Annotated in this window: 13 protein-coding genes; 4 read left to right on the top strand and 9 right to left on the bottom strand. The window is 72.4% G+C overall.

Annotated features, from left to right (window positions below; genetic code table 11):
- Positions 1-2 precede the first annotated feature (2 nt).
- Genes ACIBI5_RS04345 through ACIBI5_RS04330 form a run of 4 tightly spaced genes read left to right on the top strand, consistent with a single transcriptional unit; the run spans position 3 to position 3,022 of the window.
- The gene (locus ACIBI5_RS04345; RefSeq protein ID WP_397243039.1) at positions 3-1,085 is read left to right on the top strand and encodes a CaiB/BaiF CoA transferase family protein; all 1,083 of its coding nucleotides are present in this window, start codon (positions 3-5) and stop codon (positions 1,083-1,085) included.
- Positions 1,082-1,909 carry an amidohydrolase family protein gene (locus ACIBI5_RS04340; protein ID WP_397243037.1) on the top strand — a complete coding sequence of 276 codons (828 nt, stop codon included), beginning with the start codon at positions 1,082-1,084 and terminating at the stop codon, positions 1,907-1,909. The genes ACIBI5_RS04345 and ACIBI5_RS04340 overlap by 4 nt, the downstream gene beginning before the upstream one ends.
- Positions 1,902-2,723, top strand: a complete 822-nt coding sequence (locus ACIBI5_RS04335; protein ID WP_397243035.1) for an extradiol ring-cleavage dioxygenase — start codon at positions 1,902-1,904, stop codon at positions 2,721-2,723. Before ACIBI5_RS04340 ends, ACIBI5_RS04335 begins: the two co-directional genes overlap by 8 nt.
- Positions 2,720-3,022 carry a hypothetical protein gene (locus tag ACIBI5_RS04330; protein ID WP_397243033.1) on the top strand — a complete coding sequence of 101 codons (303 nt, stop codon included), beginning with the start codon at positions 2,720-2,722 and terminating at the stop codon, positions 3,020-3,022. The genes ACIBI5_RS04335 and ACIBI5_RS04330 overlap by 4 nt, the downstream gene beginning before the upstream one ends.
- Here the strand turns inward: ACIBI5_RS04330 and ACIBI5_RS04325 are convergent.
- From ACIBI5_RS04325 to ACIBI5_RS04285, 9 genes are all read right to left on the bottom strand, one after another.
- Complete coding sequence (locus tag ACIBI5_RS04325; RefSeq protein ID WP_397243031.1) at positions 3,019-3,957, bottom strand: winged helix DNA-binding domain-containing protein; 939 nt, start codon at positions 3,955-3,957, stop codon at positions 3,019-3,021. The two genes, ACIBI5_RS04330 and ACIBI5_RS04325, sit on opposite strands and share 4 nt — an antisense overlap.
- Positions 3,958-4,278: 321 nt before the next feature.
- Positions 4,279-6,336 carry a DUF3488 and transglutaminase-like domain-containing protein gene (locus tag ACIBI5_RS04320; RefSeq protein ID WP_397243029.1) on the bottom strand — a complete coding sequence of 686 codons (2,058 nt, stop codon included), beginning with the start codon at positions 6,334-6,336 and terminating at the stop codon, positions 4,279-4,281.
- Between the two features lie 320 nt (positions 6,337-6,656).
- Complete coding sequence (locus ACIBI5_RS04315; protein WP_397243027.1) at positions 6,657-7,736, bottom strand: DUF58 domain-containing protein; 1,080 nt, start codon at positions 7,734-7,736, stop codon at positions 6,657-6,659.
- Position 7,737: 1 nt separating this feature from the next.
- Complete coding sequence (locus ACIBI5_RS04310) at positions 7,738-8,733, bottom strand: AAA family ATPase (RefSeq protein ID WP_397243025.1); 996 nt, start codon at positions 8,731-8,733, stop codon at positions 7,738-7,740.
- A 16-nt stretch (positions 8,734-8,749) separates the two neighbouring features.
- Positions 8,750-10,921 carry a fibronectin type III domain-containing protein gene (locus ACIBI5_RS04305; protein ID WP_397243023.1) on the bottom strand — a complete coding sequence of 724 codons (2,172 nt, stop codon included), beginning with the start codon at positions 10,919-10,921 and terminating at the stop codon, positions 8,750-8,752.
- A 95-nt stretch (positions 10,922-11,016) separates the two neighbouring features.
- Complete coding sequence (locus ACIBI5_RS04300; protein ID WP_397243021.1) at positions 11,017-11,544, bottom strand: hypothetical protein; 528 nt, start codon at positions 11,542-11,544, stop codon at positions 11,017-11,019.
- On the bottom strand, positions 11,541-12,047 hold the full coding sequence (locus ACIBI5_RS04295; protein WP_397243020.1) for a hypothetical protein: 507 nt from the start codon (positions 12,045-12,047) through the stop codon (positions 11,541-11,543). The genes ACIBI5_RS04300 and ACIBI5_RS04295 overlap by 4 nt, the downstream gene beginning before the upstream one ends.
- A complete protein-coding gene (locus tag ACIBI5_RS04290) occupies positions 12,044-12,631 on the bottom strand; it encodes a hypothetical protein (protein WP_397243018.1) in 588 nt (195 codons plus the stop codon). The genes ACIBI5_RS04295 and ACIBI5_RS04290 overlap by 4 nt, the downstream gene beginning before the upstream one ends.
- A complete protein-coding gene (locus tag ACIBI5_RS04285) occupies positions 12,628-13,230 on the bottom strand; it encodes a hypothetical protein (RefSeq protein ID WP_397243016.1) in 603 nt (200 codons plus the stop codon). Before ACIBI5_RS04285 ends, ACIBI5_RS04290 begins: the two co-directional genes overlap by 4 nt.
- Positions 13,231-13,234: the final 4 nt, after the last annotated feature.

The raw sequence follows: 13,234 nt of genomic DNA, 5'->3' as shown, positions 1-13,234 counted from the left end.
ACATGCCCCTGAACGGGTTGCGCGTGATCGAGGCGGGCCAGTACATCTCCGCGCCGTACGCGGGGAAGCTGCTGGCCGACCTCGGCGCGGAGGTGACCAAGGTGGAGCCGCCGGGCGGCGACCCGATGCGGCGCTGGCAGGGTGGCGGAGGCCGGCCGTACAGTCCGCAGTTCGCCGCCTACAACCGGGGCAAGCGCTCGATGACGCTCGATCTGAAGGACCCGGACGGGCTGGCGGCGCTGCTGGAGCTGGCCTCCGGCGCGGACGTGCTGATCGAGAACTTCCGGCCCGGGGTGGCCGACCGGCTGGGCTTCGGCTGGCCGGTCATGAAGGTGCGGGAGCCGCGGCTGGTGTACTGCTCGATCACCGGGTTCGGGCCGAGCGGGCCGTACGCGAGGCGCCCCGCGTACGACACGATCATCTCGGCGATCGGCGGCATGTACGGGCATCTGGTGCCGTTGGACGATCCGCGCCCGGCCGGGCCGGCGTTCTCGGATCTTCTGTCGGGCATGTCGGCGGTCCAGGGCATCCTGGCGGCGCTGCACGCGCGCTCGGCCTCCGGCGCGGGCCGCCGTGTGGAGGTGTCCATGCTCGGGGCGCTGACCGACTTCCTGACCGAGCCGATCGCCACCTACCTGGAGACGGGCACGGTCGCCGGGCCTTCGACCAGGGCGGCGCGGGCGCAGGCGTACGGGTGCGTGAGCGCGGAGGGCCTGCCGTTCGTGATCCATCTGTCGGTGCCGGAGAAGTTCTGGCTCGGGCTGCTCAAGGTTCTGGAGCGTCCCGATCTGGCGGACGATCCCCGCTTCGCCACCCGTGAGCTGCGTTTCCGCCACTACGCGGAGCTGGAGGAGACGTTGCGGGCCGAGACCGCCAAGCGGCCGCGCGATGAGTGGTTCGAGCGCCTGACCGCCGCCGACATCCCGCACGGGCCGCTGAACACCGTCGCCGACCTGGTCCAGGACCCGCAGGCGCTGCACCTGGGCCTGATCGACGACGAGACCACCCGGCCGGGCACCCGCTTCTCCACGCACGAGCGGCGGCTGCCGCGTCCCGCCACCAGACCCGCACCGGAGCTGCAGTGAAAGCCATCGACGTGCACACCCACCCGCAGACCGAGGAGTTCCTGGCCGCGATGGGACACCGCCGCGGCCAGATGGGCGCCCACTTCGGCAAGGAGCGCACCCCGATCTCGTTCGCCGCCCAGGCCGATCTCTACCGCGAGCGCGACATGATGGCCGTGATCGTCAACTCGGCCGGGCTGCCGGAGCTCAACGACGCGCTCGGCCGGGCGCAGAGCGAGCATGCCGACACCTTCATCGCGTTCTGCGGCATCGACCCGTGGTCGCCGGACGCGGCACGGGAGATCCGGCGCTGCCACGGCGAGTACGGCATCAGGGGCGTCGGCGAGCTCAACCCCGGCCGCCAGCGCTTCTTCCCCAACGACGAGCGCTTCTATCCGATCTGGGAGGTCTGCGCGGAGCTGGGGCTGCCGGTCATGTTCCACGGGGGCTTCCTCGGCGCGGGCGCCGGCACCCGCGGCGGCATGGGCTACAAGCTGGAGTACACCCGGCCGATCCCCTACCTGGACGACGTGGCCGCCGACTTCCCCGAGCTGACGGTGATCGCCGCGCACCCCGGCTGGCCGTGGCACCTGGACAACCTGGCCGCATGCTGGCACAAGGCCAACTACTACCTCGACCTGTCGGGCTGGGCGCCGCGCTACTGGCCCGCCGAGGTGGTCCACTACGCCGACAGCGTGATCACGAAGCGCGTGCTGTTCGGCACCGACTGGCCGGTGCTGGGACCCGAGCGCTGGGCGGCGGAGTTCGAGTCGCTCGACTTCAAGCCCGCCTCGCGGCAACGGATCATGCTGGACAACGCGAGGGAGCTGTTCGGCCTTGGCTGAGATCGTCGGCGTCTACGGCACCACGCACAACCCGCTGCTGTGGCGGGCGCGGGGCGACGACCTGGCCGCGACGCGCGCGGGTTTCGAGCGGTTGCGGGTACGGCTGGCCGCCGCGAAGCCGGATGCCGTGGTCGTGGTGGCGACCGACCACCTGACGCAGTGGTTCTACGACACGATGCCCGCCTTCCTGGTGGGCAAGGCGCCTCATGTGCCGGCGACGTTCTGGAACGAGGAGCGGGAGTTCGGCCTGCCGTACCGGGAACTGCCGGGGGACGCGGAGCTGGGACGGGAGCTGCTGGGCGGCGGGATCGAGCGCGGGGTGGACTTCGCCGCTTCCGACGCCTTCCGCGCCGACCACAGCGTGCTGCTGCCGCTGCTGTACCTGACGCCGGAGCTGGAGGTGCCGGTGGTGCCGGTGTTCACCAACTGCATGGCGCCGCCGCTGCCGTCCGCGGCCCGGTTCTTCCGGGTGGGCGAGGTGCTGCGGGAGGCGCTTGAGGACTCGCCGGTCGACCGGCGGGTGGCGGTGATCGCCAGCGGGCATCTGGCCACGGAGGTGGGCGGGCCGCGGCACTTCGCGGGCTCGCCGTCGCGGGCGTTCGACGAGAGGGCGGTGGAGTGGGTGGCCTCGGGCGATGTGGACGGGGCACTGGGCGAGCTGACCTACGAGCGGCTGACCGAGGCGGGGAACGTGTCGCACCAGTTCCTGAACTTCCTGGTCGCGATGGGGGTGGCCGGAGGAAAGCCCGCGTTGTCGGCCGAAGGGGCGGTTTCGCGGTTCGCCACCTCGCCGTTCTTCGAGTGGGCGCCATGAGCCGCTACGGGGTCAACGCGTTCATGCGCGAGGTCAACATGTCGCCTGACCGTCTGGCGGCGTACACCGGTGACCCTGCGGCGTACGTGCGGGAGTGGGCAGGCGGCCCGCTGACCGACGAGGAGCGTGCCGCGCTGGCCCGGCGGGACTACGGGGAGCTCTACGGGATGGGAGCGCATCCCTACTTGTTGTGGAGCTTCACAGAAGCGGTGTGGGTACCGGAAATTTCACGACCCGAGCTGGTTGAGCGCTTTCGGCGGGCGGCTGCCGCGCATGGTTATCCCGATATTTCGACCTAAGCCAGGAAGCGGCGGACATCCGCGATCTCGTCGTCCAGCGGCGGCACCTCGTCGAACGCCTCCACCGTCACGGCACTGCCCTTACGCGTCCAGGTCCCGCGGACCCTGCCGTCCACCAGCACCGACGGGCGCAGGATGCCGCCGCCGGGGAAGACCTTGCGGGCGTGCTCCGGCGCCAGGATCGGATCGCGGGACTTCCACCCCATCAGAAACTCATCGAAAGCCGGCAGCAGCCTGACCACCCGTTCGGCCGTCTCCTCCGGAGCGGGAGCCGAAGCCGCCCTCCACCCCAGCCGGGCCTCCCCCAGCGGCACCCCCGCCCAAGCGGCCAGATCCTCAGGCTCGGCCGGAAGGTGCGAGCGCCGATACCGAACGGCCAGCTCGGCCAGCGCCTTGTCCCGATCGGACTCGAACACGATCGGCCCGCCCAGCCAGTCGGCAGCATGGACGTACGTGGGCTTGCCACCACGCAGAGGCCCGAGCACCGCGAGCCCCTGAGAAGCGGCCAGCCCGACAAGGTGAACGATGCCCTGCCCAGCCGCCCGCCCGCCCAGCCGCGTTTCCAGCTCAGCCTTGGTCAACGGCCCTTGCCCGAGGAGCGCCCCCTCGATCAGCGGCAGCAGATCGTCGCCATGCACGCCCTCCTGGGACAACCGCAGCAGCGACCCCGTCCGGCGACTGGTCAGCGCGAGCAGCCACGCCAGGTCGTCACGATGAACATAGTGAAGCGTCCCGCGCGGCCCCCAGGCCCGCACGATCTCCCGCCGCTCCACGGCCGCGTCGATCTCGGCCCGGGTGACGGTGGCGGAACGCGCCCGCAGAGCCAGCTGAGCAGCCCCCACATCCTGCGCCTGCACGGCCAGCAGATGCCGCACCACTTCCCCGGCACCCCGCCCGTCCGGCCGGTGAATCAGCTGCGCCTCAACACTTCGCACCCCGAAATCCTCCCAGACCCCACCACCTCTCGGACGCCCGCCCACGCGCCTGCGAGAGAACCCCGCGCCCCAAGGCACACCCCGGGAAGCACCACGGCCCGGAGCACCCCGCCCGGGAGGAGGGCTCCCCGGGAACAGCCGCTCCTGAGAGGCATGCCCGGCGAAGGAGCCACTCGGGGTGGCTCTCCCGAAGGATGACCGGGAACGGATGGTGGGAGGCGTTTCGGAGATCGGGTGTAGGTGACGGGAGGGGCCATGGGGTTGGGGAGCGGGGGGTGGGAGCGGTCGTGGTGGGTGGGGAGGGGTCGTGGAGGGGTGGGGTCAGCGGAAGAGCAGGCGGCGGCGGAGGCGGTGTTTGAGGGGGGTGCTGCGGCGGACCTCGGCGCGGACCGCGTCGCTGCGGCGCCACGCCTCGTCGGCGGCCTGGTCGGCGATGGCGGCGCTGTCCGTGCCGTCCGTGCCGTCCGTGTTGCCAGAGGGGGCGTAGCGGACGAAGTTGGAAATGTCGGCGAGAGGCCGTAGATGGTGGGAGATGGCCTCGGGATGACGGGAGACCACCTCCTCTGCCGTCAGCGCCTTGTCGTCCTTGAGGCCCAGGTCGTCGCACGACTGGACCCACGCGCCGAGCACCCGTCCCTCGGCCCCGGCCGCCGTACGTCTGCGACGCCTCCGCCACCACGGCAGCGTCATCGCCACCACCGCGTAGATCGTGAGCAAGCCCGCCCCGGCCGCCGGGATGATCACCCACAGCGGCGGCCCCTCGCCGGTGCTGCGCGAGCCGCCCGTGGACGACTTGGCCGACGGCTTCGGCTTGTTCACCCCGCCCTGGGTGAACTCGCCCTCCAGCCGCTCGCTCTCCTCGATCGCCGACGACACCACGTCGTGGTCGTCCTTGGAGCCGCTCTTGCCGGGCGTCGGGAAGAAGGGCAGCCACCCCAGCCCCTCGAACTTGACCTCCGCCCATGCCACGACATCTCCGGACATGACCTTGTAGACGCCGTTCGACTGCTGCCCCGGCCGGAAGCCCACCACGACCCGCGTCGGCAGCCCCAGCGTCCGGGCCATCAGCGCGAACGTCGAGGCGAACTGCTCCGACGTCCCCCGATGCGTGGTCTCCAGGAAGAACTCCAGCCCCTTCAGCGAGTGCCCCGGCGGCGCCGTCGGGTCGTTGCTCGCGGTGGTCCGCAGGTACTTCTGCAGCCGGTACGCCTGCTTGATCGGCGCGTCCGCCCCCTTCGTCGCCTGCTGCGCCAGCTTCCGGAACTCCGCCTCCTGCGGCCCGTCCGGGAAGGCGGTCAGCTCCGGATCGTGCACCGGCACCGCCCCGACCAGGTCATCCTTCGACGGCCTGGGCACCCGCGAGCTCACCTGGTACGTGAACCCCTTGGAGGGCTTGGCCGAGACCAGCAACGCACCGCTGCTCGGGTCCACGCCCAGGCCGGGCACGCCGGTGACGTCAGCGGGACGCTCGGCCGCGGGCAGCCAGCCGCCGGGCAGGCCGTCGATCGTGACGCTCTGCCGTACCATGTCGGCCGCGCCCGTCCACTCACCGGCGGGCACCCGCCCGCCGGTCGGCTGGAAGCGCGCGCCCGACGTCCAGCGCACGCCGTCATAGCGATCCAGTACGGCCAGCCGCCAGTTGGCCGGCCTGTCGGCCTTGACGGTGAACAGGGGGCGGTCGGGAAACTGCAGCCACGCGGACACACGGTCGAGAGGGCTGACGCTGTCGACGCGGACCGGGGGCGGCAGTTCGGCGTTCTGCCGGGGGTTGTACGGCTCCGCCGCGACGGGCAGCAGCTGCCCCGCGACCAGCGCCGCGCCCGCCAGCAACGCCGCCGCGGGCAGCCCCGCCAGCAGCCAGAGCGCGGGACGGTCGTCGCGCACCATGGCCAGCGCGGCCGTGAGCACGACCAGCGCGGCGGCCACGGGCAGGTTCGAGCCGTCGCCGTCCACGCCGAGCAGCAGGGCCAGCCCGAACGCCGCCATCGCGGGCAGCGCGGCGGCGACCCGGGTCGCGCTCCGCACCGCCGTCTCGGCCCCGACCATCGCGGCCAGCCAGACGGCCGCGTGGACCAGGATGAGCAGGCGCGGTTCCGGCTGGGCGGGCAGGAGGGTGGTGAGCAGGGCCTGCCAGGAGTTGGCCAGGTCCTTGACCATCCCGGGCGCGACGCCCTGGTAGAGCGGGACGGTGGCCGCGAACCACAGGACCACGTTGAGCGCCAGCGCCAGCCAGAGCGGCCGGTTCCTGGTGAGCAACGCCATCAGCGGCGGCACCAGGGCAGCGGGCGCCAGGGCCAGGAGCAGCGGCTGGGCGGGAAAGACCCGATGGAACCCCCAGCCGGCCACCCCGGCCAGCCCCGCGACCAGCAGCAGCGCCACAACCAGCCGCCACCCGAGCGCCCGGCCGCCTGCCTCCGCACCAGGCTCCCCGGCTACACCACGCTCCCCCACGGCACCGACCGGCCGCCGCCCGCCACCCTCCGGCGACCCACCTACCGGGGAACCGGCCGGGAAAGAACCAGCGGAGGAAACACCGGCCGGGGACGCGCCGAACAGCCCAGCGTCCTGGCCGGGGCCGGGCGAGCCCGAGGGCTGGCCGGGGGGAGCCGACGGCTGGCCATAGGACGAGTCTGCCGGCAGGCCGGGCACGCCCGGGTGCTGAGGCGCACCAGTGGGGTGGGGGGAGCGCGAGGTGGGGGTCATCGGGCGCTCCAGGCCAGGGTAAGGGCGTTGAGGTCGGACATCGGGACCAGGGTGACGCCGGGGGTGGCCGGTCGGTCGTGGCCCAGGTACACGCAGATCACGCGGTCGAAGCGGCGCCGTACCCCGGCGCACCTCCCGACCTCCGCCGGATCGGCGGTGACGACCACCAGCGAGCCCCCGCCCCGCGCCAGCCGGACCGCCTCGGTGACGCCGGAGGTTCCGGAGGCGACCAGGGCGAGCCGGTCCAGCAGCATCTCGGCGTCGGACTTGGTCTCGGCCAGCGGTCCGTCGCCGGTCAGCACCCGTACGGGAAAGCCCGCGCGGGCGGCGGCCACGGCGGCGGAGGCGGCGGCGTCGACGGCGGGCTCGGTCAGGTCGCGGGTGTCCAGGACGACGGTGGTGGTGGGCAGGCTGGCGTCGATGAGCTGGCGGACCATCAGCGTCCCGGTGCGCGCGCTGGACTTCCAGTGGACGTGGCGCAGGTCGTCGCCGACCACGTACTCGCGCAGGGTGTGGAAGGTGGCGGTGCCGCTGGGGGCGTTGTCGCTGGTGGGGCCTTCAAGGTGGTGGGCGCGTCCGGACGGGGGCACGGGCAGGGCCACGGTGCGCGGGCGGACCAGGAGGGTGGCGGCGGCGCCGTACTCGCGGACTCTGCGGGTGAGCCCGAGCGGGTCGGCGCGCACGAGCCGCAAGGGACCGACGGGGATCTCGCCGCGCACGGAGGTCGGCAGCGGGTAGGAGACCATGCGCGTGCCCTGGCGGGGCAGGCGCGGCAGGTCGACGGTGTGCTCGGCGGCGCCGATGCGGTCGTGCGCGCGCAGGCCGGACAGCGCCCAGCGGCCGAGGTTGCGCACGTTGAGCACGGCCACGGCGGCGTCGCCGCGCGGCACCTTCAGCGGCGTCACCTCGCGGCTGACCTCCAGCCGCGGCTTGGGGGCGGTCCAGGCGAGCGCGACGCCGAGCGCGAGCATCCCGCCGGTGGCCAGGACGACGGGCTCGGTGTAGCCGAGCAGGAATCCGGCCGCGTACAGCATCAGGGACCCGCCCAGCGTCCCCCACCCGAGCGGTGTCAGCATCTCAGACCGCCTGCGGCACCGGCATCCCGGTGAGGATCTCGCCGAGCGCCTGTCCCGCCGTGAGTTCGCGCAGCTCCGCGTCGGGCGTGCGGATCAGACGATGCGCGAGCACCGGTACGGCCAGCGCCTTCACGTCCTCGGGCACCACGAAGTGCCGCCCCGCGGCGGCGGCCTTGACCCGGGCGGCGCGCAGCAGCGCGAGGCTGCCTCGCGGGCTCGCCCCGAGCCGGAGCGCGGGATGGTTCCGCGTGGCCCCGCACAGCGCCACGATGTAGTCGTAGACCGGATCGGCCACGTGGATGCGGGTCGCGAAGTCGATCATTCCGGCCACGTCGGCGGCGCGGGCGACGACCGGCAGCCGTTCGACCTGGGGCCCGGACGGCCCGCCCTTGAGCACCTCGACCTCGGAGGCGTGGTCGGGGTAGCCGACGGAGATCTGCATGAGGAAGCGGTCGAGCTGCGCCTCGGGTAGCGGGTAGGTGCCGTCCATGTCGACGGGGTTCTGCGTGGCGACCACAAGGAAGGGCCGCGGCACCTGGTGCGGCTCGGAGTCGACGGTGACCCGCCGCTCCTCCATGACCTCCAGCAGCGCCGACTGGGTCTTGGGCGAGGCCCGGTTGATCTCGTCGGCGAGCACGATGTTGGCGAAGACCGGCCCCTTGTGGAACTCGAACTTCTGGTACGCCTGGTTGAAGATCGACACGCCGGTGATGTCGCTGGGCAGCAGGTCGGGCGTGAACTGGATGCGCCGCCACTCGGCGTCCACGCTGGCCGCGATCGAGCGGGCCAGCGTGGTCTTGCCGGTGCCGGGCACGTCCTCGATGAGCAGGTGCCCCTCGGCGAACAGGCAGATCAGCGCCAGCTCGATCGCCTCGCGCTTGCCTCTGATGACGTGCTCGATGTTGCCCGCGAGCAGCTGGAAGCGCTGGGCGAACTGTCCCGCGAGCTGTTGCTGCTGGTACGGCTGCGCGGTCTCTTCCAGGTGGTGGTGGCTCACAGCTGAGTCCCCCTTCTCAGTCCGTGCATTCGAACAACGGCGCCGCCGGGAAGGCGCCACGCGGTGAGTCCATCAGCGTCACGCTGAGGTAGGCCACACCGCCGTTCCACTCGATGCGGTTCCAGACGTCGCTGGTCTCGTTGGTCTCGGACTCCGTGACCGAGGCCCCCTTGACCTGGCAGATCACGGTCAGGCTGATGTACTGGCCCTTCGGGATCGTGCCGGCCTCCCCGCTCTTGGACGGCCCCGGCCGTACGAGCGTGTTGGTCTGGTTGTTGTTGGCGTTCTTGTAGGCCTGACGCGGATAGGCCAGGTCGGCGGTGGCGCTGGCCACCTCCTGGCTCTCCCCCGCCGCGTTCTTGGCCTTCAGCTTGAACTCGTACTTCTTGTTGTTGTCCAGCCCGTCCACGTTGAACGAGGTGCCGCTGATGGAGCTGTCCGACTTGGCGCCGGACAGCTCGTACGTGGTGCCCTCGCCGGCGTTCGACGGCGCGCTCCAGCTCAGGTCGGCGCCGCGGTTCTTGGCCTTGGCGGCGAAGTTCGACGGCGCGCCGGGCGCCACGCACGGCTTCACCCCGGCGCTCGGCGCGGACGGTACCTCCCCGCCCTTCCAGTGGGCGACGACCGTGAAGGTGTACTCCTTGCTGCAGTCCCCGCCGCTGAACTCGAACTGGAACGGCCCGTTCGCGTCCACCGACTGCGGCGACACGCGCCCGTCGCCGCCGTTGACCTGGACGGTGTAGCGGTCGGGCTTGCCGCCGGTCGACGGGCTGAAGGTGATGTCGATCTTCCCGGGCCCGGACTTGGCGCTGACCGAGCCGGGTTTGGTCGGCGGGCTCGGCGTGGGCGTCGGGGTGGGCGTGCGGGTCGGCGTCGGCGTGGGTGTCGGCGTGCGCGTCGGGGTGGGCGTCTGCTCGGGCTCCTCGGTGGGCTTCTTCGAGGGCTTGTGCGTCGGCTCCTGCTCCTCGGTCTCCGTGGGCTCCGGGTCGGCCGTCCTGGTCGGGTCGGGCTGGCGGCCGGACGCGGTGGGCTCGGGCTTCGGCGTCTGCTTGGGCTTGGGCGTGTTGGTCGGGCCGGGGACGTCGCTGTCGTCCTTGTCGACCGGGTGCTTGCGGCCCTCGGGGTCGACGACGACGGCCTTGTCGCCGTTCTCGTCGTTGGCCCACAGCAGGCCGTCCTTGACGAACATCTCGATCGGGCCGGGCTGCTCGGCCACCTGGATCGTGGTCGGCCGGCCGCCTGCCGCGCTGTCCCACACGATGAGGCCGCCGCTGGCGTTGTCGGGGACGTACACCTTGGAGCCGAGCACCTGTGGCACGCCGAGCGCGGTGGGTTCGTCGGACTCGAGCTTGGTGGTCTGGACGGCGTTGGACGCGGTGTCGATGACCACGAGCAGCCCGTCGGGGCCGGGCGCCAGGATCGGCACCAGCGAACCCTCGGTCGTCGGCGGGGTGAGCGCGCCGCCCTTGGCCGACTGGGCGACGCCCTTGGGCAGCAGGATCTCTCCGGCGCCGCCGTCCGAGCCGATCACCACGGCGGTGGAGGCGCGGGTGTTGACGATCACCGGCAGGCCGCCGGCGATCGTGACGGCGAGTTCCTCGCCGGGCTCGCCCGCCTTGACCGCCTGCTCGGCGACGCCGGCCGCGACCGGGACGACCTCGCCCGTGGCGGGCACCGGGACCCACAGCTTGCCGCCGCCGTCGATGCGCGCGGCGCCCAGCGGCCCCCGCAGTTCGAGCGGGGCGCCGAGGGAGTTCAGCGTGGCCGGGTCGATGCGCTGCACCGTTCCCTTGGGGTTGACCGCGTAGGCGGACTTGCCGGTGACCACGAGCTGCATCCCGGCGGCGCCGAAGTCGCGGCTCTGGGCCACGCTGAGCTGGCTCGGCTCGATCCGGCTGACGACGCCGGTGCGGTCGTCGACGAGCAGAACCGTCTGGCCGTCCTGCACGATGCGCAGCGGCCGGCCCGCCTTGTCGTCGAGGTATCCGTCGACCTCTCCGGACAGGCCGTTGACATGGACGATCTTCCCGCGGACCTTGGTCCAGAGCCAGGCGCCCACGTCGGCCAGCTTCGGATTGGCGCTCGACACGCCCACGCCGAACACCGCCGCCACGACGACGAGGCAACCGGCCACCACTGCGGCGATCACAGCGGTGGCACGGTCGCCTCGGAGAATGCGGACGCGCATGCGTCACTCACCCCGTATGTACGATTACTAAGCGTTTGCCCCCGTCTTACCGGGCATCACGATAGCGTGCAGCCGTACCAGGGCGCATGCCTTGCTCAGAACGTGTCGATGTTCTCGATCTTCCATCTGTCGCCCTCGAGCACCGCGCCCACCGCGAACATCGCCGGAGCGTAGGAGGCCTTGCCCGGCTCCGCCGTCGTGCTGTGCTGATCGGCGAAGATGAGCAGCCGCGCCCGGTCGCCTTCCAGCAGCGTCACGCCGCTGTCGGTGACCGTGGTCGTCAGCACCAGCTTGTCGCGCAGCGCCTGCTCGCGTACCAGGCCGAAGATGCCCTGGTACTGCTCCACGGCCTTGCCGGTCAGCAGGTCGCGGGCCGCCTGCTCGGTCTTGGCGACGTCGGCGTGGTCGTAGGAGAAGACGGTGTTCACCGCATCGATGATCTGGCTCTTGACCTGGCCGGTCCGGGTTTGATCAGTCATGGCCGTGTTCCGGGTCGTGGTCGTGTCGCGGAGGTCGTGCGCTTTCGTCGCGGCCAGCCCGGCCACCCCGCCGAGGAGCACGGTCGTGAGGGCCAGAACGGCGGGCAACCGGCGTGAGCGGGCGGCGGCCCAGGTCGTGCTCATGGCGTGAGCCGCCGCAGGAGGCCCGCCGCCACCGAGCCGGCGACCAGCCACACGGCGGCGGCCAGCCCGTGGTTGACCAGCGCCTCCCACCGGGCGTCCGCCAGATCGAACAGGCTCGTCAGGCCCAGCGACAGCGTGCCGGCCAGCGCGTCGACGACCTGGTACCAGGTGTTGGCCGCGTTCGCCTTGAAGATCGAGAACGCGGCGTGCAGGAGCAGCACCACCGCGATCAGCCGGGCGGCCACCTTCACCACCCAGATGAGCAGTGCCGACACGCGCCGCCAGACCGACGCCGCGACCGACAGCACCGGCCTGGCCCGCGCCGCGAACGAGACCTTCTCCACGGGCGGCAGCGGCGGGAACGGCGGCTCCACCGGCCCCGGCTGCGCGGGCACGAGCACGGGAACGGGCTCCACCGGCGGCGTGTACACCAGGCTGTCGCCGGGCTGGGGCTGCGGCTCGGGGTCGCGGATCATGGGGGGCTCCTTGTCGTCGCTGGTCATGAGGTGGTTCCGTCCGGAGCCTGGGTGAGGGCCGCGAGCTTCCAGCCGCCGGAGGTGCGGGTCAGCTCGCCCACGAGGCGGCTCTTCTTGACCACCGGCTCACCCTGGGGCGGGACCACGGTGATCCGCACCGCGGCGATGATCCGCGCGGTCCCCGCGGTCTCGTCGAGCTCGGTGAGCGCCGCCTCCAGGACCTTCGCGCTGGTGGCCGTGCCCGCCTTGGCGATCTCGGCGGTGAACGCCGCCCGCCCCTGCACGATCTGCTGGTGCAGCTGCGCGGCCGTGGAGTCCTCCCACAGCGCGAGGTCGCGCTCGACGGTGCGGTGGCTGAGGGTGTTCAGATTCTGTACGGCCTGCGAGCCGCCGCGCACCACCTCGTCGCGCAGCCGGGAGTAGCGCAGCCCGTCGTCGCCGGCCGCGCCGATCCACGCCCACCCGGCCCAGACGGCCCCGGCGGCCGCGAGGGCGCACAGCACGACCGCCACGCGCGCAACCCACCCCGCCCCTTCCCCGGCCCCGGTCTCCTCCGGCGGGCCGGACTCCAGGTCCGTGGTTTCTCCGGTGACTTCCTGGATGCTCGTCATCGCTTCGCCTTGCTGGAGGTGATCTCGGTGATGCGCCAGCGGTCGTCCCGCAGGCGCGCGCTCACGGTGAGCTGGGCGGCCACGGCCGGTCCCGCGGACTTGCCGGAGCGGGTGGCCGTCTGGTCCAGGAAAACCAGCAGCCGCGCGGTGTCCCCGGTCAGGGCGACGACCCCGGCGCGTACCACCCGGGTGGTGAGTGTGGCCTGCTGGGTCACCACGTCCCGCCGGATCTGGGCGATCAGCCGCGTGTACTCCTCGGCCGCCCGCCCTTCCAGCGAGTCCCGCGCGGCCAGCTCGGTCGCCTCGATCTCGGCCGGCGAGTACGTGAAGATCTTGGCCAGTGCGTTGCCGACGTCACCGGCCACGCGCGTGGTGCCCGCCCGGTCGAGCAGCGCCCGGTTCCCCGCGGCGACGTCCCGGGCGGGCGCGGCGGCCCGTACCGCCACCCCGGTCACGAGCAGCACGACCGCGACCGCCGCGAGTGCGGCGGGCCTGCCCATCCTGCCCGTCCGCGAGCGCCGTCTCCTCTCCGGTACGGCGTGCCGTCCCCGCCGTCCGGCGGCCTCAGGCTCGGCGACCAGGGCCGACTCCGTTTCCACGCGG

The organism is Nonomuraea sp. NPDC050540 (assembly GCF_044457485.1).
Taxonomy (GTDB): domain Bacteria; phylum Actinomycetota; class Actinomycetes; order Streptosporangiales; family Streptosporangiaceae; genus Nonomuraea.
Note: the sequence above shows the minus strand (reverse complement) of the source record. Positions and strands in the feature narration are given on the sequence as shown.

Coding starts and splice junctions, on each gene's coding strand:
- ACIBI5_RS04345 (WP_397243039.1), top strand. CDS start 3: ATGCCCCTGAACGGGTTGCGCGTGATCGAGGCGGGCCAGTACATCTCC.
- ACIBI5_RS04330 (WP_397243033.1), top strand. CDS start 2,720: ATGAGCCGCTACGGGGTCAACGCGTTCATGCGCGAGGTCAACATGTCG.
- ACIBI5_RS04315 (WP_397243027.1), bottom strand. CDS start 7,736: ATGCTGACACCGCTCGGGTGGGGGACGCTGGGCGGGTCCCTGATGCTG.
- ACIBI5_RS04305 (WP_397243023.1), bottom strand. CDS start 10,921: ATGCGCGTCCGCATTCTCCGAGGCGACCGTGCCACCGCTGTGATCGCC.
- ACIBI5_RS04300 (WP_397243021.1), bottom strand. CDS start 11,544: ATGAGCACGACCTGGGCCGCCGCCCGCTCACGCCGGTTGCCCGCCGTT.
- ACIBI5_RS04295 (WP_397243020.1), bottom strand. CDS start 12,047: ATGACCAGCGACGACAAGGAGCCCCCCATGATCCGCGACCCCGAGCCG.
- ACIBI5_RS04290 (WP_397243018.1), bottom strand. CDS start 12,631: ATGACGAGCATCCAGGAAGTCACCGGAGAAACCACGGACCTGGAGTCC.